The organism is Pseudonocardia sp. KRD291, from assembly GCF_019263595.1.
Lineage (GTDB): Bacteria > Actinomycetota > Actinomycetes > Mycobacteriales > Pseudonocardiaceae > Pseudonocardia.
On the sequence record NZ_JADQDD010000108.1, the window covers coordinates 1 to 18,320 of the forward strand.

Annotated in this window: 20 protein-coding genes; 11 read left to right on the forward strand and 9 right to left on the reverse strand. The window is 73.5% G+C overall.

Going from position 1 to position 18,320, the window contains the following annotated elements:
* On the forward strand, positions 1–213 hold a 213-nt coding region (locus I4I78_RS16445; RefSeq protein WP_218612210.1), incomplete at its 5' end, for a hypothetical protein.
* Between the two features lie 15 nt (positions 214–228).
* On the opposite strand, the gene I4I78_RS16450 is transcribed toward I4I78_RS16445, so the two are convergent.
* The 4 genes from I4I78_RS16450 to I4I78_RS16465 form a co-directional block, all read right to left on the reverse strand.
* Complete coding sequence (locus tag I4I78_RS16450; protein ID WP_218612211.1) at positions 229–417, reverse strand: RGCVC family protein; 189 nt, start codon at positions 415–417, stop codon at positions 229–231.
* Between the two features lie 156 nt (positions 418–573).
* Positions 574–843, reverse strand: coding sequence for a MoaD/ThiS family protein (locus I4I78_RS16455; protein ID WP_218612212.1), 270 nt, complete (start codon positions 841–843; stop codon positions 574–576).
* Positions 844–870: 27 nt separating this feature from the next.
* Complete coding sequence (gene moaA, locus I4I78_RS16460) at positions 871–1,929, reverse strand: GTP 3',8-cyclase MoaA (RefSeq protein ID WP_218612213.1); 1,059 nt, start codon at positions 1,927–1,929, stop codon at positions 871–873.
* 156 nt (positions 1,930–2,085) lie between these two features.
* The gene (locus I4I78_RS16465) at positions 2,086–3,285 is read right to left on the reverse strand and encodes an acyl-CoA dehydrogenase family protein (protein WP_308252159.1); all 1,200 of its coding nucleotides are present in this window, start codon (positions 3,283–3,285) and stop codon (positions 2,086–2,088) included.
* Between the two features lie 96 nt (positions 3,286–3,381).
* On the opposite strand from I4I78_RS16465, the gene I4I78_RS16470 reads away from it, so the two are divergent.
* The 5 genes from I4I78_RS16470 (at position 3,382) to I4I78_RS16490 (ending at position 7,794) form a co-directional block, all read left to right on the forward strand.
* Positions 3,382–3,786 carry a molybdopterin-binding protein gene (locus tag I4I78_RS16470; protein ID WP_218612215.1) on the forward strand — a complete coding sequence of 135 codons (405 nt, stop codon included), beginning with the start codon at positions 3,382–3,384 and terminating at the stop codon, positions 3,784–3,786.
* Between the two features lie 59 nt (positions 3,787–3,845).
* The gene (gene modA, locus I4I78_RS16475; RefSeq protein ID WP_218612223.1) at positions 3,846–4,598 is read left to right on the forward strand and encodes a molybdate ABC transporter substrate-binding protein; all 753 of its coding nucleotides are present in this window, start codon (positions 3,846–3,848) and stop codon (positions 4,596–4,598) included.
* Positions 4,599–4,662: 64 nt separating this feature from the next.
* Entirely contained in the window at positions 4,663–5,436 is a 774-nt protein-coding gene (locus tag I4I78_RS16480) for an ABC transporter permease (RefSeq protein WP_218612224.1), read from the forward strand.
* Complete coding sequence (locus tag I4I78_RS16485; RefSeq protein WP_218612216.1) at positions 5,433–6,533, forward strand: sulfate/molybdate ABC transporter ATP-binding protein; 1,101 nt, start codon at positions 5,433–5,435, stop codon at positions 6,531–6,533. The genes I4I78_RS16480 and I4I78_RS16485 overlap by 4 nt, the downstream gene beginning before the upstream one ends.
* Before the next feature lie 94 nt (positions 6,534–6,627).
* A complete protein-coding gene (locus I4I78_RS16490; RefSeq protein WP_218612225.1) occupies positions 6,628–7,794 on the forward strand; it encodes a S8 family peptidase in 1,167 nt (388 codons plus the stop codon).
* A gap of 4 nt (positions 7,795–7,798) precedes the next feature.
* On the opposite strand, the gene I4I78_RS33435 is transcribed toward I4I78_RS16490, so the two are convergent.
* Complete coding sequence (locus I4I78_RS33435; protein ID WP_255567134.1) at positions 7,799–7,921, reverse strand: hypothetical protein; 123 nt, start codon at positions 7,919–7,921, stop codon at positions 7,799–7,801.
* A gap of 353 nt (positions 7,922–8,274) precedes the next feature.
* On the opposite strand from I4I78_RS33435, the gene I4I78_RS16500 reads away from it, so the two are divergent.
* On the forward strand, positions 8,275–9,864 hold the full coding sequence (locus I4I78_RS16500; RefSeq protein ID WP_218612217.1) for a phospholipase D-like domain-containing protein: 1,590 nt from the start codon (positions 8,275–8,277) through the stop codon (positions 9,862–9,864).
* On the opposite strand, the gene serS is transcribed toward I4I78_RS16500, so the two are convergent.
* Positions 9,831–11,099 carry a serine--tRNA ligase gene (gene serS / locus I4I78_RS16505; protein ID WP_218612218.1) on the reverse strand — a complete coding sequence of 423 codons (1,269 nt, stop codon included), beginning with the start codon at positions 11,097–11,099 and terminating at the stop codon, positions 9,831–9,833. The genes I4I78_RS16500 and serS overlap by 34 nt on opposite strands.
* 81 nt (positions 11,100–11,180) lie before the next feature.
* Between serS and I4I78_RS16510 the strand changes: the two genes are divergently transcribed.
* A complete protein-coding gene (locus I4I78_RS16510; RefSeq protein ID WP_218612219.1) occupies positions 11,181–12,842 on the forward strand; it encodes an AMP-binding protein in 1,662 nt (553 codons plus the stop codon).
* A gap of 79 nt (positions 12,843–12,921) precedes the next feature.
* A complete protein-coding gene (locus tag I4I78_RS16515) occupies positions 12,922–13,308 on the forward strand; it encodes a cold-shock protein (protein ID WP_218612220.1) in 387 nt (128 codons plus the stop codon).
* Positions 13,309–13,314: 6 nt separating this feature from the next.
* Here the strand turns inward: I4I78_RS16515 and I4I78_RS16520 are convergent, their stop codons facing one another.
* Genes I4I78_RS16520 through I4I78_RS16530 form a run of 3 tightly spaced genes read right to left on the reverse strand, consistent with a single transcriptional unit; the run spans position 13,315 to position 16,042 of the window.
* Complete coding sequence (locus tag I4I78_RS16520) at positions 13,315–13,821, reverse strand: DUF2771 family protein (RefSeq protein ID WP_218612221.1); 507 nt, start codon at positions 13,819–13,821, stop codon at positions 13,315–13,317.
* Positions 13,822–13,830: 9 nt separating this feature from the next.
* Positions 13,831–15,249, reverse strand: a complete 1,419-nt coding sequence (locus I4I78_RS16525; protein WP_308252161.1) for an MFS transporter — start codon at positions 15,247–15,249, stop codon at positions 13,831–13,833.
* 25 nt (positions 15,250–15,274) lie between these two features.
* A complete protein-coding gene (locus I4I78_RS16530; RefSeq protein ID WP_218612228.1) occupies positions 15,275–16,042 on the reverse strand; it encodes a glutaminyl-peptide cyclotransferase in 768 nt (255 codons plus the stop codon).
* A gap of 72 nt (positions 16,043–16,114) precedes the next feature.
* Between I4I78_RS16530 and I4I78_RS16535 the strand changes: the two genes are divergently transcribed.
* Both I4I78_RS16535 and I4I78_RS16540 read left to right on the forward strand, forming a co-directional pair.
* Positions 16,115–16,912, forward strand: a complete 798-nt coding sequence (locus I4I78_RS16535) for a DUF3027 domain-containing protein (protein ID WP_218612222.1) — start codon at positions 16,115–16,117, stop codon at positions 16,910–16,912.
* The coding region (locus I4I78_RS16540; RefSeq protein ID WP_374225880.1) for a sacsin N-terminal ATP-binding-like domain-containing protein at positions 16,801–18,320 on the forward strand (1,520 nt) is incomplete at its 3' end. The genes I4I78_RS16535 and I4I78_RS16540, both read left to right, overlap by 112 nt.

Genomic DNA, 18,320 nt, shown 5'->3' on the forward strand with positions numbered 1-18,320 from the left:
CTCCCCGCGGGGCCCGCCGGGACGGTACTCGCCCGCTGCGTGAACGGGGCGCCGTCGGTGGTGTCGGTGAACCCCGCGCAGGGCTACGAGACCGGCGACGACAGCGGTGGGCGGACGGTGTCGCTGGAGTCCGACGAGGCCGACGTCACGATGGTCCTGCGCTGCGACGGCGCCCGGCCCGCCGGCACCGTCACGGTGGACCGGGACGACTGAGCACGGCCGGGACGTCTAGACGGTGCGACAGACACAGCCCCGGTCGGTGCGCGCCGACGCGATCGAGGCCGCGCAGTAGCGGCGGCCGATCGCGTCGTGGGCGGCCCACGGGTGCGGGCACGTCTCGCAGACCGGACCCGATTCGGCCTCTCCGGACGTGGCCTCGAGGGTGTCGGACTGGGATGTGGCGGGTGCCGACGTCATGCCGGGCCTCCGGTCCTCGGGGTGACGGGCACCCCGGACTGGGCGGAAGTCGGGAACGACGGAGCTCGGTCGCCCGCGTACGGAGTGGTCCCGACGACGCCGACGGTACGCGCCCGGCACCGGCCCGTCCCGGTGGACCGGCCCGGACCCGGCGGCTCAGCCTCCGGCGAACGGGGGCAGCACGTCCAGGGCGGTGGCCCCGCCGACGCGGGCGCCGCGGTCGCGCACGGCGACCTCGTCGAGCAGGAAGCTGCAGCGCTCGAGCACCCGGGCCAGGTCGGGGCCGTGCAGTGCACGCACGGTGTCCAGCACGGTGGTCACGGTGGCGTCGGCGGGGAGTTCGACCTTCTCCTGCGCCAGCCCGGCAGCGGCCTTCGCCGCGGCGAAGTAGCGGACCTCGATCGTGGTCAGCGTCGGTGCACTCATCACGGTCTCCATCGTCGTCATATCCTCTCAGCCGCCGATCGCGCTCATCGGACGGTCCGGCTGCAGGAAGCTGGGGTCGTTGATGCCGTGCCCGGCGAGCTTGGCCCACATGGCGTCGCGCCAGACGTCGGCGATCTCCCGGTCGGACACTCCGCCGCGGAGCATCGCCCGCAGGTCGGTCTCGGTGTTGGCGAACAGGCAGGACCGGACCTGCCCGTCTGCGGTCAGCCGGGTGCGGTCGCACGCCCCGCAGAACGGCCGGGTGACCGAGGCGATCACGCCGACCACGGCCGGGCCGCCGTCGACCAGCCAGCGCTCGGCCGGCGCGCCGCCGCGTGCCTCGGAGTCGGGCGTCAGGGTGAACCGCTCGCCGAGCCGGTCCAGGATCTCGCCCGCAGTGATCATCTCGGTGCGCGCCCAGCCGTGCTGGGCGTCGAGCGGCATCTGCTCGATGAACCGCTGCTGGTAGCCGTTCTCGACGGCGAAGGCCAGCAGGTCGGCGGCCTCGTCGTCGTTCACCCCGCGCAGCAGCACACTGTTGATCTTCACCGGCGCCAGCCCCGCGTCCCGGGCGGCGGCCAGGCCGTCCAGCACGTCGGAGAGGCGGTCGCGGCGGGTGATGGTCTCGAACCGGTCCTGGCGCAGCGTGTCCAGCGAGACGTTGAGCCGGTTCACCCCGGCCGCGGCCAGGGCCTCGGCGCGCCGGGCCAGCCCGATCCCGTTCGTGGTCAGCGAGATGTCCGGGCGCGGGGTCATCGCGGCGGATGCGCCCAGAACCTTCTCCAGGCCCTTGCGCAGCATCGGCTCACCGCCGGTGAAGCGCAGCTCCTCGATGCCCAGCTCGGACACCGCGAGGCCGATCAGCCGGATCAGCTCGTCGTCGGTGAGCTGCTCGTCGCGCGGCATCCAGTCCAGGCCCTCGGCCGGCATGCAGTAGGTGCAACGCAGGTTGCACCGGTCGGTCAGCGAGATCCGCAGGTCCGTGGCGACCCGCCCGAACGTGTCGACGAGCCGGGGATCGTCGGGCCGAGCCGGGTCCCTGGTCGGGCCGCCGCGCAGGGCGGGGAGGCCGAGTTCGGTCGTCATGACCCCACGCTAACCGTGTCCCGGCCGCCGCGCCCAGGGGGGATATCCGCAGCTCAGAGTGTGTTTCCGCACGTGCGGGCCGGGTAGATCGCGCCGTCCGCAGACGCGGGAGTGGTTACCCTGTACCTAACCGAAAGGATAGGTACAGGGTCCCTACTACCTCTTGAACTCCTGCCGGGCGATGGAGCGGATGTGGACGTCGTCGGGCCCGTCGACGATCCGCAGGATCCGCGCCCAGGCGTAGAAGTAGGCCAGCGGGAAGTCGTCGCTGACGCCGGCGCCGCCGTGCAGCTGGATCGCCCGGTCGATCACCGTGCAGGCCATCCGCGGCACCGCGACCTTGATCGCGGCGATCTCGGTGGCGGCGCCCTTGGCCCCGTGGTTGTCGATCAGCCACGCGGTCTTGAGCGTCAGCAGGCGGGCCTGCTCGACCTCGATCCGCGACATCGCGATGTGCTCGCGGATCACGCCCTGCTCGGCCAGCGGCTTGCCGAACGCGACCCGCTCGTTGGCCCGCTTCACCATCGCCGCGATCGCCCGCTCGGCCATCCCGATCGCGCGCATGCAGTGGTGGATCCGGCCCGGCCCCAGGCGGGCCTGGGCGATCGCGAAGCCGCCGCCCTCCTCGCCGAGCAGGTTCGTCGCCGGCACCCGGACGTCGGTGAACTGCAGCTCGGAGTGCCCGTGCTGGTCCTGGTAGCCGAACGTCGGCAGGTGCCGGACGATCTCCAGCCCGGGGGTGTCGCGGGGGACGAGGATCATCGACTGCTGGCGGTGGGTCGCCGCCTCCGGGCCGGTCTTGCCCATCACGATGAACACCGCGCAGCGCGGGTCGGCGGCACCGGAGATCCACCACTTGCGGCCGTTGACGACGTAGTCGTCGCCGTCGCGGACGATCCTGGTCTGGATGTTCGTCGCGTCCGAGGACGCCACCTCCGGCTCGGTCATGGCGAAGCCGGACCGGATCTCGCCGGAGAGCAGCGGCTCGAGCCACTGCTCCTTCTGTTCGGGGCTGCCGAACAGGTGCAGCGTCTCCATGTTCCCGGTGTCCGGGGCCTGGCAGTTGATCGCCTCGGGCGCGATCACCGGCGACCACCCGGACACCTCGGCGATCGGGGCGTACTCCAGGTTCGACAGCCCCGACACGTCCGGCAGGAACAGGTTCCACAGCTTGCGGTCCCGGGCCTGTGCCTTGAGCTCCTCGACCACCGGCGGGTGGTCCCACTCCGCCGGGGTGCCGCGCCGCTCGGCGCGCCACGCGTCGTAGACGGCCTCCGCCGGAAGGATCTTCTCGTCGAGGAAGGTGCGCATGCGGTCGGTGTAGTCGGCCGCTGCCGCGCTGGGTGCGAAGTCCACGGCGCGATCAGACCACATCGCCACGGCATCGGCCGAGACCGATCTGCGACGTATCCGACGTAGCGCTCCCGTAGCAGCGACCATAGTATCCGCGCCGTGCCGCACTTCAGGATCTCCGAGGCCGCCCGGCTGCTCGGTGTCAGTGACGACACCGTGCGCCGATGGGTGGACGCCGGGACGCTCCCGGCGCAGAGCGACGCGTCGAACCGCAAGGTCGTCGACGGCGCCGCGCTCGCGGAGTTCGCCCGCGACCACGCCAGCGTCCCGGCGGATCCGTCGGTGGTGCAGCGCTCGGCCCGGAACCGGATGGTCGGCCTCGTGACCTCCGTCATCGCCGACACGGTGATGGCGCAGGTCGAGCTGCAGTGCGGACCGCACCGCGTGGTCTCGCTGATGAGCAGCGAAGCCGTTCGTGAGCTGGGCCTGGAGCCCGGCTCGCTCGCGGTCGCAGTGATCAAGTCCACGAACGTCGTGGTCGAGACCCCAGGAGGACATCTGTGACACAGCGTGTAAGTACCGGCAGGCTGGCCGGTTCGGTCGCGGTCGCCGCCGCAGCGCTGATGGTGATGGCCGGTTGCGGCGGTGGCTCCGGGGACTCGGGCGCCCAGGGCGGAGCCCCCTCCGGCGCGGACGCCGCACCGCAGACGCTCAACGTCTTCGCCGCGGCCTCGCTCAAGGACACCTTCACCACGATCGAGAAGCAGTTCGAGCAGGAGAACCCGGGCACCGACGTCACGCTGACGTTCGCCGGCTCCTCCGACCTGGCCACCCAGATCAACAACGGTGCCCCCGCCGACGTGTTCGCCTCGGCCGACGACAACAACATGAAGAAGGTCACCGACCCCGGCCTCACCGCCGCCGCGCCGGCCCGCTTCGCCACGAACACGCTGCAGATCGCCGTGGCCCCGAACAACCCCAAGGGCATCACCTCGCTGGCGCAGCTGGCCGACCCGGCCAACAAGGTCGTGGTCTGCGCGCCGCAGGTGCCGTGCGGCTCCGCCGCCCAGAAGGTCGAGAAGGCCGCCGGGGTGGACGTCAAGCCGGTCAGCGAGGAGCAGGACGTCAAGTCCGTGCTCAGTAAGGTGACCAGCGGCAACGCCGACGCCGGGCTCGTCTACGTCACCGACGTCACCGCGGCCAAGGATGCGGTGCAGGGCGTGAGCTTCCCGGACGCGGACAAGGCCGTGAACAACTACCCGATCGCGGCCCTGAAGAGCTCGAAGAACCAGGAGCTGGCGAACAAGTGGGTCCAGGCCGTGACCGGGCCGACCGGCCAGCAGACGCTCAAGGCCGCCGGCTTCGGGGCGCCGTGACGGGCAGTTCGTGACCGCACGCACCACGGTCCGGCACGAGACAGGGGTCGGTCTGCCGTGGTGGATGTGGATCCCCGCCACGATCGGCTTCGCGCTGATCGCGCTGCCGGTGTTCGGCCTGCTGCTGCGCGCCGACTGGGCGGCGATGCCGTCGCTGCTGCTCAGCGACTCCGCACTGGACGCACTGCGGCTGTCGCTGATCACGGCGGCGGTGTCGACGTTCCTGTGCCTGCTCTTCGGCGGTCCGCTGGCCGTGATCCTGGCCCGCGCACGGCTGGAGCAGCGCCCGCGTCTGCTCGGCGCGATCCGGTCGATCGTGCTGCTGCCGCTGGTGCTGCCACCGGTCGTCGGCGGGCTGGCGCTGCTGTTCCTGCTCGGACGTACCGGCCTGGTCGGCCGGGGTCTCGACCTCGCGTTCGGGATCACCGTCCCGTTCTCCACGGCGGCGGTGATCCTGGCGCAGACGTTCGTCGCGATGCCGTTCCTCGTGGTGTCGCTCGAGGGTGCGCTGCGCACGGCGGGTGAGCGCTACGAGGCGGTCGCCGCCACGCTCGGCGCCTCGCCGGCGCTGGCGTTCCGGCGGGTCACCGTGCCGCTGGTGCTGCCCGGGCTCGCGTCCGGGCTGGTGCTGGCGTTCGCCCGGTGCATGGGAGAGTTCGGCGCCACGATCTCGTTCGCGGGCAGCCTGGAGGGCACCACCCGGACGCTTCCGCTGCTGGTCTACCTGCAGCGCGAGTCGGACGAGTCCGGCGCCGTCGCGCTGTCGTTGCTGCTGGTCGTCGTGTCGCTGGTCGTGATCGTGGTCGGGCGCCCGCGCGGGATGGACGGACGGGGATGAGCGGGTCGGTCGGTCTGTCGCTGCAGGCGTCGCTGCACCGGGCGGGGTTCTCGCTCGAGGTGGCCCTGGACGTCGCGCCCGGCGAGGTGCTCGCAGTGCTCGGCCCGAACGGGGCCGGCAAGTCCACGCTGCTCGGCATCCTGTCCGGGCTGCTGCGCCCGGACTCCGGGCACCTGCGGGTCGGCGACCGCACCCTGGTCGACGTCGCGGCCGGCGAGTTCGTCCCGGTGCACCGTCGTGGGGTGGGCCTGCTCGCCCAGCAGGCTCTGCTGTTCCCGCACCTGTCCGCCACGGCCAACGTCGCGTTCGGCCCGCGCGCCCGGGGCGTCCCGCGCGCCGAGGCCGACGAACGGGCACGCGAGCTGCTGGCACAGGTCGGTGTCGGGGAGCTCGCCGACCGCCGCCCGTCCCAGCTCTCCGGCGGCCAGCAGCAACGCGTCGCGCTGGCCCGCGCGCTGGCCCCGCAACCCGGCCTGCTGCTGCTCGACGAACCGCTCGCCGCGCTCGACGTCGACGCCACCCCGGCCATGCGCACGCTGCTGCGCCGGGTGATCCGCGACGGCAAGCAGACCGCGCTGCTGGTCACCCACGACGCCCTCGACGCCCTGGTGCTCGCCGACCGGGTCGTCGTGCTCTCCGGCGGGCGGATCGCCGAGCAGGGCGCCACCCGCGACGTGCTGGCCCGGCCGCGCAGCTCGTTCTCGGCCCGGATCGCCGGGCTCGACCTGATCCCCGGCGTCGCCTCCGCCGGTGCCCTGCGCACCGCCGACGGCGTCGACATCCACGGCTCCTCGGTCGAGGTCGCGGACGGGGAGCCGGCCGTGGCGGTGTTCCCGCCCTCGGCCGTCTCCGTGCACACCGAGCGACCTTCCGGCAGCCCGCGCAACGTCTTCCGGGTGCGCCTGGCCGCCCTCGAACCGCGCGGGGACACCGTCCGGCTGCGCGCCGCCGCCCCGGACGGGGCACCCGCCTGGGTGGACGGCCTCGCGGCGGACGTCACCCCCGCCGCGGTCGCCGAGATGGGTGTCGACCCGGGCGACGACGTGTGGTTCGCGGTGAAGGCGGCCGAGGTCGCGGTGCATGGCACGCATACCTGAGCGTCACCCCATGGGTCACAGGTGTCACCCGAAGCACCATCGTGTCTCTGGCCCCTCGCGTCACGGACGCCTAGCGTCACGTTTCGTGATCCGCATGCTCCTCCGTGTCGTCCTGCTGGTGACGGTCGGCGCCGTCGCCGCCGCACTCTGCGTGCCGGCCGCGTCCGCCGCCCCCGCCGGCCCCGCCGCGTCCGGCTACATCGTCCAGACCGGGTCGGCGCAGCAGACCGCCGCCGCGGCCGAGTCCGTCGGGGTGACGCCGTCGAGCACGTTCGACGAGGCCGTGCACGGTTTCGCCGCGGAGCTCGACCGCGTGCAGGTCGCGCGGATGCGGGCCCAGCCGGGCGTGCTCGGGGTCGAGGAGGACCGCGAGATCACGCCGCTGGAGCCGCGCGGCGCGACCCACCAGGACGCACCCGAGGCCGAGGGCACCCAGACGAAGCCGGTGAACTGGGGGCTGGACCGGATCGACCAGCGCAACCTGCCGCTCGACGGCTCCTACACGACGCAGGCCACGGGCCAGGGCGTCGACGTCTACGTGCTCGACACCGGCGTCGACGCGAGCCATCCGGACTTCGGCGGCCGCGCCTCGCAGGACGTCAACACGATCGATCAGCAGAACGAGGACTGCGACGGGCACGGCACCGTCGTCGCCGGGATCGCCGCATCGAACAGCTACGGCGTGGCCAAGGGGGCCCGGGTGCACGGGGTGAAGGTGCTCGACTGCAACGGCACCGGGACCCTGTCGTCGCTGCTCGCGGGCATCGACTGGGTCGTGAAGAACAAGAAGGGCCCGGCGGTGGCCGTCATGTCCTGGAGCTACGCCGGGTCCCCGACGCTGAAGACCGCACTCGAGCGGATGGTCGAGTCCGGGGTGTTCGCGGCGTCCTCGGCCGGCAACACCGGCGGCAACGACTGCACCGCACTGCCGCGGGCGTCGAAGGACATCCTGGTCGTCGCGAACTCCACGATCGACGACCAGCGGGCCACGAACTCCTCCACCGGCCCGTGCGTGTCGCTCTACGCGCCGGGCAGCCGGATCATCTCGACGGTCCCGGGCGGCGGCACGGCGTCCTACAGCGGCACCTCGATGGCGGCCCCGTTCGCGGCCGGGGTGGCGGCGCTCTACAAGCAGGCCAACGGCGACGCGCCGGCCGCGACGATCCGCAACTGGATCACCGACAAGGCGGTCCCCGGTGTGATCCGGGGCGGCACGGTGGACGGCACCGCCGACAGGCTGCTCAACACCGGCGGGCTCTGAGTCCTCACGCGGCGGTCGACATCAGGTCGGGGAGAAGCGCGGCGAGCGCGAGGTCGATGTCGAGGGGTTCACCTCCCCGGTCGGGGGTGAGGGTCCGGTCGTCGATCGGCCGGTCGTGGCCGGTCAATGGGCGGTCGTGCCGTGCAGGGCGATGACGAGCAGGTGGTGCTCGGTGTTCGCGGTGGCGACGCGGGTCAGGGCGCGGACCTTCGAGTAGGAGATCCGTCCGGCGGCGAAGGCCTCGGTGGTGGCGGGCAGCCGGGTGAGGGCGTGGGCGACGCGGAGGTGGTCGCGGGCGGTGCGGTGGTCGAGCCCGACCCGCCAGCCGAGCCAGTGCGCGCAGGAGCGCAGCCCGGGCCCGGCCCAGGACCCTCGGGCGTCGAACTCGGCGGCTGGTCGAGGGTAGTGCGGCGGTTCAGCTGAACCGCTCGATCGTGGTTCGGGAGGCGATCGGACGAGTCGCGGCGATAGCGTCTGCGCGTGGCCGGAACGACGCTGGACGAGCTGACCGGCCGGTATCTCGTACCGGGGACGGTGCAGAGCCCGACGTTCGAGGAGGACACGGAGTGGGTCCCCGTCATCGACGGGATCGACTACTTCGCGCAGGTGTCCGAGCTCCTCGACCGGGCCGGGCCCGGGGACAGCTTCTTCGCGACCGGCCTGCAGATCGAGTCCGACATGGACCTCACCGGTCGTCGCCGGGGGGAACCCGGCTACCGGCCGCTCACCGAGCTGCTCGCCGCGAAGGCGTCGGCGGGGGTGGACGTCCGGCTCCTGCTCACCGCCGCGGTCTTCAGCGGCTCGGTCCCGTTGGTCAAGATCGGGCCGTTCCGGGCGAACGTCTTCGCCGCGCTCGCGTTCCGGGAGCACGAGTCGATGCGCGGGCGGGCGCTGCTGGACTGGTCCGGCGCCGGGATCGGGTGCCACCACCAGAAGATGGTCGTGCTGCACGTCGACGGCGAGCTGACCGCGTTCGTCGGCGGCCTGGACCTCTCGGCGAACCGCTACGACGCCGAGCCGCACGACCGGCTCTCGATCGGCGACGAGCGCTGGGGCTGGCACGACGGCGCGGTGCGGCTGCGCGGTCCGGCGGCGGCCCGGGTGTGGGAGGTCTACCGGGCTCGGTGGCGCGAGGCCGCGTCGCTGCCCGCGCGCGAGGTGTGGTTCCCACCCGCGCGCCGGGAGGTGATGAACCCGGAGCCCTACCTGCACGACCTGCCGCCCGCGCCGCCGGTCGAGCCGCGCTCCGCGCCCGGGACGGCGGTGCAGGTGCTGCGCTCGTTCCGGCCGTGGAAGATCGACCAGTGGTTCGCGCTGTACCGGCGGCACTGGGACGTCCTGCCCCGGCACGGCGTGCACGAGGTCTACCACGCGCTCGCGACCGCGATCCGCGGCGCGCAGCACTACATCTACCTCGAGGACCAGTACTTCTACGAGATGCCCGGCGGACGGCGGGCGTTCCGGCTCTACGGCCTGCTGCGCGACGCCGCGGCGCGCGGGGTGAGGGTCGTGCTCGTCTGCTCGGGTCGCAAGGACCCGGCCGACGCCGGTGTGAACAAGTTCCGCCGCCGCGTCACCGGCGACATCCAGCGCGGAGTCGTCGACCAGCTGGCGCCCGCCGATCGGGGCAACGTGATGATGCACCGGATCGAGGGCCTCACGGTGCACACCAAGCTGATGCTCGTCGACGACGTGTTCGCCTCGGTCGGATCGGCGAACTTCTTCAGCCGCTCGATGCGCGGCACCGACACCGAGCTGTCCACGGTGCTCGTCACGACCGGCGACCACGTCCGTGACCTGCGGGTCCGGCTGTGGGCCGAGCACCTGCGCGCCCCGCTGACCGACGAGCTGCGGCCCTCCCTCGAGGACATCGACCTGGCGATCGGGATCTGGCACCCGCACTGGCTCCCGGCCGACTCGCCGGCCGGGAGCTGGCGCACCGCCGGGTACCCGGCAGGGTTCGCGCCGGCCGAGCGCGTGCTGGTGCCGGTCGGGCCGTGGCCCGAGCCCTCACCCCGCCCGCTGCGGCGTGCGCTTCAGGCCGGTACGAGGCTGTCGAAACCGCAGTAGGGGACCAGCACCTCGGGGATCCGCACGCTGCCGTCGGGCTGCTGGCCCTGCTCGAGCAGCGCGACCAGCGTCCGCCCGATCGGCAGGCCGGAGCTGTTCAGCGTGGCCGCGAAGCCGCGGGTGCCGTCCTTGGCCTTCGTCCGGATCCCGGCCCGGCGGGCCTGGAACGACCCGAAGTCCGACGCCGAGGCGATCTCCCGGTACGCGCCCTGCCCGGGCAGCCACACCTCGATGTCGTAGGTGACCTCGGCGGAGAAGCCGATGTCGCCCGCGGCCAGCTTCACCACGCGGTAGGCCAGCCCGAGGGACTGCATGACCGTCTCGGCGTGGCCGAGCAGCAGCTCCAGCTCGGCGCGCGAGTCCTCCGGGCGCACCAGCCGGACGAGCTCGACCTTGGAGAACTCGTGCAGCCGGATCAGGCCCTTGGTGTCGCGGCCGTAGCTGCCGGCCTCCGAGCGGAAGCACGGCGTGTGCGCGGTGTAGGCCAGCGGGAGGTCCTCGGCGGCCAGGGTCTCGCGCGCGTGCAGGTTGGTCAGCGGGACCTCGGCGGTCGGGATCAGGAACAGGTCCCGGTCGGCGACGCCGGTGCGGAACAGGTCCTGCTCGAACTTCGGCAGCTGCCCGGTCCCGGTCATCGTCTCCCGGTTGACCAGCGTCGGGACCGAGAACTCGGTATAGCCGTGCTGCCCGGTCGCGACGTCGAGGAAGTAGCGCGACAGTGCCCGTTCCAGCGCGGGCCCGCGTCCGCACAGCACCGCGAACCGCGGCCCGGACAGCTTCGTGGCCCGGGCCAGGTCCAGGATCCCGACGCTCTCACCGAGCTCGACGTGGTCGCGTGCGCCCTCGGCGGTCAGCGGCTCGCCCCAGGTGCGGACCAGCTCGGCGTCGGCGTCGCTGGCGCCGTCGGGCAGCTCGTCGGCGGGCAGGTTCGGGACGCCGAGGAGGAACTCGGTCAGCTCGGCGTCGTGGCGCTTGTGCTCCTCGTCGGCCTCGGTGACCGTCGTCTTGAGGTCGCGCGAGGCCTGCACCAGCGCCGGGCGCTCCTCCGGCGTCGCGCCCTTCACCGCGGTGGAGAGCCGCTTGGACTCCGCGCGCGCCTCGTCGCCGCGCCGGATGGCGGCGTTGCGCCCGGAGAGCACCTTCTCCAGGTACGCGAGATCGAGGGCGAAGCCGCGGCGGGAGAGCTTGCGCACGGCGTCGGTGGCGGGGTCGAGCAGGACGCGGGGATCGTGCATCGATCGAGCGTATCGCCCGGTCGCCACCGGCTTCCGGGGCGGCTGTTGGCATCGGGGCGCCGCCCGGGACAGGATGTAACGGTGACCACAGCTTCTCCCCTCGTGCCCTCGTACGCCTCGGGTGTCTCGGACGCCCCGTTGCTCGGGGACACCATCGGCGACAACTTCGACCGCACGGCGTCCGCGTACCCGGACGTCGACGCGCTGGTGGAGGTCTCGACCGGGCGCCGGTGGACCTACGCGGCGCTGCGCGAGGACGTCGACAAGGTCGCGTGCGGGCTGCTGGCGGCGGGCCTGGGCGTCGGGGACCGCCTCGGCATCTGGGCGCCGAACATGGCCGAGTGGACGCTGGTCCAGTACGCGACGGCCAAGCTCGGCGTCATCCTGGTCAACATCAACCCGTCGTACCGGACGCACGAGCTGGAGTTCGTGCTCAACCAGGCCGGCATCTCGGTGCTGGTCGCGGCAGGTGCGTTCAAGACCTCGGACTACGCCGGGATGATCTCCCAGGTCCGCCCGAACTGCCCGGACCTGCGCACGGTCCTGATCATCGGTTCGCCGGAGTGGGACGAGGTCGCGGCCGGCGGGGGCGCCGCGGACCGGACCCGGCTGGCCGAGATCCAGGCGGGGCTGTCCGCGGACGACCCGATCAACATCCAGTACACCTCGGGCACCACCGGGTTCCCGAAGGGCGCGACGCTGTCGCACCACAACATCCTCAACAACGGCTACTCGCTGGGGCAGATCCTCGGCTACACCCCGGACGACCGGGTGTGCATCCCGGTGCCCTTCTACCACTGCTTCGGCATGGTGATGGGCAACCTGGGCTGCACCACCACCGGCGCGACGATGGTCATCCCGGCGCAGGGGTTCGACCCGAAGGCGACGCTGCACGCCGTCGCGCAGGAGCGGTGCACCTCGCTCTACGGCGTCCCGACGATGTTCATCGCCGAGCTCAACGACCCGACGTTCGGCGAGTACGACCTCTCCAGCCTGCGTACCGGGATCATGGCCGGCTCGCCCTGCCCGGTCGAGGTCATGAAGCAGGTCGTCGACCGGATGGGCATGGCCGAGGTGACGATCGCCTACGGCATGACCGAGACGTCCCCGGTCTCCACCCAGACCCGCCGCGACGACTCGCTCGAGCTGCGCGTGTCCACCGTCGGGCGGGTGCTCCCGCATCTCGAGGTGAAGGTCGTCGACCCGGAGACCGGCTCCACGCTGCCCCGCGGCGAGCCCGGTGAGCTCTGCACCCGCGGCTACTCGGTGATGCTCGGCTACTGGAACCAGCCGGAGAAGACCGGCGAGGTCCTCGACCGCGCACGCTGGATGCACACCGGCGACATCGCGGTCATGGACGACGAGGGCTACGTCAACATCACCGGCCGGATCAAGGACATGGTCATCCGGGGCGGCGAGAACGTGTACCCGCGCGAGATCGAGGAGTTCCTCTACACCCACCCGGACGTCCTCGACGCGCAGGTCATCGGCGTCCCCGACGCGCGCTACGGCGAGGAGCTGTGCGCCTGGATCACCCAGCGCGAGGGCTCCACCCCGCTCGACGCCGACGCGGTCCGCGCGTTCGCCACCGGCCGCCTCGCGCACTACAAGATCCCGCGCTACGTGATGGTCGTCGACGAGTTCCCGATGACGGTCACCGGCAAGGTCCGCAAGGTCGAGATGCGGGCGTCGTCGGTCGAGAAGCTCGGTCTCGGCGATGCCGCGGGCGTGCAGAACGCCTAGACTGACGTTCAGCGCGTCCGGTCGTCCTCGGGCATCCGGGCGCGTTTGTCGTGCAGTTACGCAGGAATCGAGGAGCACGGTGCCCACCGGCAGGGTCAAGTGGTACGACGCGGAGAAGGGCTTCGGCTTCCTCTCCCAGGACGGCGGCGAGGACGTCTACGTCCGCAAGGCGGCACTGCCGTCGGGGGTCGAGGCGCTCAAGTCCGGCCAGCGCGTCGAGTTCGGCATGGCCGAGGGCCGCCGCGGCCCGCAGGCGCTGTCCGTGCGCGTGGTGGAGAAGCAGGCGTCCGCGGTGGAGAACACCCGCCGCCCCGCCGAGGAGCTGCACGGGCTGATCGAGGACATGATGCGGCTGCTGGAGTCGCGGGTGCAGCCCACGCTGCGCCACGGCCGCTACCCGGACCGCAAGACGTCGAAGCTGGCCGCCGAGGTGGTCCGCGCCGTCGCCCGGGACCTCGACGGCTAGGGCCGGTCACCCGCCGCTGACCAGCACCCACGTCGCGCGGACCGGGAACGTGATCTGACCGGTGGCCGGGTCGGCCACCGGCGCCGGCCCGAACAGCTGGACCTGCGCGGTCACCAGGCGGTCGCGGGGGTCCGGCAGCGTCAGCGTGTACTCGGTGCGCTGCCCGGGCGTGGCGATCGGGCTGCGGCCGTCGGTGCGCGCCTTCCCGTCCGGGCCGAGGTAGGCGAACGCGACCTGCCACGGCGCGCTCGACACCTCCTCCGGCACCGTGATCGTCACCGGGGTGCCGGGCGCCACGTCGGCGGTGAGCCGGGCGTTGGCGTCGTCGCGGCAGTTCTGGAGCTGGTTGTCGCAGAACTGGGTCGGCGCGGCGGTCAGCGAGGTCCCGCCGACGTCGAACGTGACGGTCGGCGGGGCCGAGGTACCGCACCCGGCGAGCACCAGTGCCGCGGCGGCGACGATCCCGGCCAGGCGGTGTCCCCGACGGACGGGCGTGGGTCGGTTCGCGCGCACCCGGCCAGCCTACGGAGCGCTCCGGGTCCCGAGCCCGGGCACCAGGGTGCCCCCACGGTTGATCATGGCGGCCTGCAGTCCGACCAGCGCGATGACGGCCGCGACCACGGTGAACCCGATCCAGTAGGTGCTGTGCGGCAGCAGGACCCCGAGCGCGCCGCCGAGGACCCACGCCAGCTGCAGCACGGTCTCCGAACGCCCGAACGCCGACGCCCTGGCGTGCTCGGGCAGGTCGCGCTGGATCACCGCGTCCAGGCAGACCTTGGCCATCGCGCTGGCCGTCGACCCGACCAGCGCGGCGACGGCGGCGGTCGCGATCCCGGGCAGCGCGGCGGCCAGCACGGCCGCGGCCAGCGCTCCGGCCACGCAGCCCAGGACCACGGTCTCGGAGCGCCCGAACCGGATCCGGGAGCCGACCGCGTTGCCCAGGAACAGCCCGGCCCCCGCGGCCGCCCCCACGATGCCGATCAGGAACAGCTGCTGTGACGGTGCCCGGCCGGGGTCGTCCTCGGCCGCGGACTTCACGACGAACGCCACGAACAGCGTCAGGAACCCGGTCAACACCCGCACCGCGCTGGTGCCCCACAGCGCCACCAGCACGCTGTGCCCGGTCGGGGACCGGCCGCGCCGGGTCGACCGCAGCGACTCCGCGACCTCGCCGGCCGTCGACTCCACCCAGCGCGGGATCCGCAGGCACGCCACGGCGCCGACGACGCCGAGTGTCGCCGTCCAGTACAGGGCTCCGGGTGACCCGAACGGCAGCGACACCCCGGCCGCGACGGCACCGGCCACACCGCCCGCGACCATGCCGAACGTCGTCAGGCGCGAGTTGGTGGTGGCCAGCGTGATCACCGGTGGCAGCACCCGGGGCGTCACCGCGGCCTTGAGCACCAGGAACGACTTGCTCAGCACCATCGCGCCGAGCGCGGCGGGGTAGAGGATCCAGTTGTCGTAGTTCAGCGCCATCACCACGGCCAGCGCGGCGCGCCCGCCGCAGGACACCGCCATCGCGATCCGCCGCCCGCGCTGCAGCCGGTCGAGCATCGGCCCGATCACCGGCGCGATCACCGCGAACGGGGCGACGGTGATCGCCAGGTAGAGCGCGACGTTGGTCTTCGACTCGGCCGTCGCGGCGGCGAAGAACAGTGTGTTGGCCAGCGCGACCGCGACCGCGGCGTCGAGGGCGTAGGTGACCATCGTCGCGTAGGTCAGGGCGGTGAGCCCGGAACGGTCGGCCCCGTCCGCGGTGGCCGCACGCCGGAACGTGTCGACGGCGCGTCCGGTCAGCTGGCGGCTGCGGAACGCCGCGACCCGGGTGACAGTGATCTTGCGTGGCATCCGCCGGGTGGGCGGGTCCGGCGTCGGGATGGTGTCGGCCGGGATCTGCACGGTCGGGTCCTCCGACGACGGGTTCCCGGGGCGTGCCACGCCCCCATTGTGTCAACCGGCCGCCTCAGGAGGGCAGACGCACGCGGAACATCCTGGGCCACAGTTTTCCGGTGAGCAGGTACTCGTCGCCGCCGACGTGCGCGATGCCGTTGAGCACGTCGGCCCCGGCGCTCTCCTGCGGGGTGAGCAGGCCGGACGCGTCGACGACGGCGGTGACCGCGCCGGAGCCCGGGTCGATCCGGACGATCCGGTCGGTGCGCCAGACGTTGGCCCACACCTGGCCGCCGACGCACTCCAGCTCGTTCAGGTCGGGGACCGGCTCGCCGTCCAGGGTGACGTCGACGGTGCCGGTCACGGCGAACGTCGCCGGGTCGTGGAAGCGCAGGGTGGGGGTGCCGTCGGAGCGGACGAGGCGGCCGTCGAGGTCGCACAGGCCCCAGCCCTCACCGCTCATCGGGACCTCGCGCCGCAGCGCCAGCGTCGCCCGGTCCCACTCCAGTGCCACGCCGTCCTTCCAGGTCAGCTGCCAGATCCGGTCGCCGGCCACGGTGATGCCCTCGCCGAAGTACCCGCCCGGGAGCGGCACCGCGCGGCGCAGCGCCCCGGTGGCCGGGTCCAGCTCGCGCAGCTGCGAGCGCCCGGCCAGGCCGGTGCCCTCGTACAGGGTGCCTCCGTCGATCTCGAGGCCCTGGGTGAACGCGGACGGGTCGTGCGGGATCGCGGCGAGCACCTGCGGACGCGGTGCGGGGACCGAACCGGCCGGGTCGGGGGCCGTCCCGCACGAGGCCAGCACGACCACGGCGACGAGTGCGGTGGCGAGCGCGGCAGCCAGCGCGGTAGGCGCCGAGGGCGTGCTCCTGCGTCCCGTCACCTGGCCATCCTGCCCGGGTGGCACAATCGGGGCGTGAGCGCACCCACCCCCACCGACGCACCGCCCGCGCTGCGCGACGCGGTGGACCTGGCCCGCTCCGCCGCCGTCGAGGAGGCCGCGGCGGAGGTCGGCGACGACTCCGCAGGCACCGTCGGCGAGCACCTGGGCTGTGAGGTCGAGACCGACGGCGCCCGGACCCCCTCCGCGCTGACGCACCTGTTCTCCGCCGAGCTGCCCGGCTACCACGGCTGGCGCTGGGCGGTCACCCTCGCCTGGGTCGGCGAGGGCGAGCCGGTCACGGTCAGCGAGGCCGTGCTGCTGCCCGGCCCGCAGGCCCTGGTCGCGCCGGCCTGGGTGCCGTGGGACCAGCGCGTGCAGCCCGGTGACCTCAAGCCCGGTGACCTGCTGCCCTCCCCGGCCGACGACCCGCGCCTGGTGCCCGGCTACGCCGAGTCGGAGGACCCGGCCGTCGAGGAGGTCGCGACCGAGATCGGCCTGGGCCGCGAGCGCGTCCTGTCGGTCGCCGGCCGCGACGAGGCCGCGCAGCGCTGGCAGGACGGCGAGCACGGCCCGTCCGCCGACCTCGCCCGCTCCGCCCCCGCGACGTGCGGGACCTGCGGGTTCCTGATGTCGCTGGCGGGGTCGATGCGCGGCGTGTTCGGGGTCTGCGCGAACGAGTACTCCCCGGCCGACGCGCAGGTCGTCGCCGTCGGGTTCGGGTGCGGCGCGCACTCCGACGTGGGCACCGACGTCGCCGGGTCGCCGGTGCACGTCTCGGCGCTGGTCTACGACGACGGCGTGGACCTGGAACCCGCGAGCCCGGTGAACTGATCACCGACCCGTTCGGTACCGAGGGCCTGCGGCGCGGCGTCCTCGACGCGTGGGCGTCGTCGCCGACCCGGTTCCGTGAGGACGCCAACGCCGAGGAGGATTTGCGCCTCGGCGGCTACGCCGACACGTGGTGCGTCGAGCTGGTGCAGAACGCCGCCGACGCCGCCCGCGCAGGCGGCTCGCCGGGCCGGGTGCGGATCACCGTCGCCGGCGACGAGCTGCGGGTCGCGAACACCGGGGCCGGGCTGGACGCCGCCGGGGTGACCGCGCTGGCGTCGCTGCGGGCCTCGGCCAAGCGCGACGACGACGGCGCGACCGGGCGTTTCGGCGTCGGGTTCGCCGCGGTGCTGGCCCTGACCGACGAGCCGCGGCTGGTCACGACCGGCGGCGCGGGCGTCCGGTTCTCGGCCGCGGCGACGGCGGAGGAGGTCGCGGCGCTGCCCGGCCCGGCCGCCGAGCTGCGTCGCGACGGGCGGGTGCCGGTGCTGCGGCTGGCCTGGCCGCTGGAACCGGGAGAGGACCCGGTGCCGGAGGGGTGCGTGAGCGAGGTCCGGATGCCGCTGCGGGACCCCGCGCGCGCGTCCGCGCTGCTCGACGAGGCCCGGGTCCTCGCCCCCGACCTGCTGCTCGCACTGCCCGGACTGGCCGCGGTCGAGGTCGGCGGCGAGAAGATCGCGCGCACCGACGAACCCGGCGGCATCGTCCGGGTCGGGCCGCGGCGGTGGCGCGTCCTGCAGGCCGGTGTCGTCTGGGCCCTGCCGGTGCACGACGACGGCCGCCCGGACCCGTTCACCGCCGACGCCGGGCAGGTGCTGCACGCCCCCACCGCGAGCGCCGAGCAGCTCTCGCTGCCGGCCCGTCTGATCGCGCCGTTCCCGCTGGATCCGGACCGGCGCCGGATCCGGGAGGGCGCCGCCACCGACGCGCTCGTCGCGGACGCCGGAGCGGCCTACGCCGAGCTGGTGGCGGCCCTGGACCTGGCCGACCGCGCCGACCTGGTGCCGGAGCCGGCGTTCCCCCGCTCCGCGCTGGACGGCCGGCTGCGCGAGGCCGTCCGCGACGCCCTGGACGGCGCGGCCTGGCTGCCCGGCGCCGACGGCACCGACCTGGCGCCCCGGCGCGCGGAGTGGCTCGACGTGCCCGGCGCCGACGGGCTGCCGGAGCTGCTGGCCGGGGCGGACCCGGCGTTCTCCCGGCTGGTCGCGACCGGGCCCGCGCCGCCGATCGGCCTGGACGTGGAGCGGGTCGCGCCGTCGGAGCTGGTGGACCGGCTGCTGTCGGTGACGGCGTCGCCGTCCTGGTGGCGGCGCGTCTACGCCGCGCTCGCGCCGGCCGTCGACACGGTGCCGGGCCTGGCCGACGAGCTGCGCGCGCTGCCCGTCCCGCTCGCCGACGGACGGGTGGTGCG

Excerpts from the sequence above, each read along its gene's own strand:
- I4I78_RS16455 (WP_218612212.1), bottom strand. The coding sequence starts at position 843 with ATGAGTGCACCGACGCTGACCACGATCGAGGTCCGCTACTTCGCCGCG.
- moaA (WP_218612213.1), bottom strand. The coding sequence starts at position 1,929 with ATGACGACCGAACTCGGCCTCCCCGCCCTGCGCGGCGGCCCGACCAGG.
- I4I78_RS16490 (WP_218612225.1), top strand. The coding sequence starts at position 6,628 with ATGCTCCTCCGTGTCGTCCTGCTGGTGACGGTCGGCGCCGTCGCCGCC.
- I4I78_RS16450 (WP_218612211.1), bottom strand. The coding sequence starts at position 417 with ATGACGTCGGCACCCGCCACATCCCAGTCCGACACCCTCGAGGCCACG.
- I4I78_RS16485 (WP_218612216.1), top strand. The coding sequence starts at position 5,433 with ATGAGCGGGTCGGTCGGTCTGTCGCTGCAGGCGTCGCTGCACCGGGCG.
- modA (WP_218612223.1), top strand. The coding sequence starts at position 3,846 with ATGGTGATGGCCGGTTGCGGCGGTGGCTCCGGGGACTCGGGCGCCCAG.
- I4I78_RS16480 (WP_218612224.1), top strand. The coding sequence starts at position 4,663 with ATGTGGATCCCCGCCACGATCGGCTTCGCGCTGATCGCGCTGCCGGTG.
- serS (WP_218612218.1), bottom strand. The coding sequence starts at position 11,099 with ATGCACGATCCCCGCGTCCTGCTCGACCCCGCCACCGACGCCGTGCGC.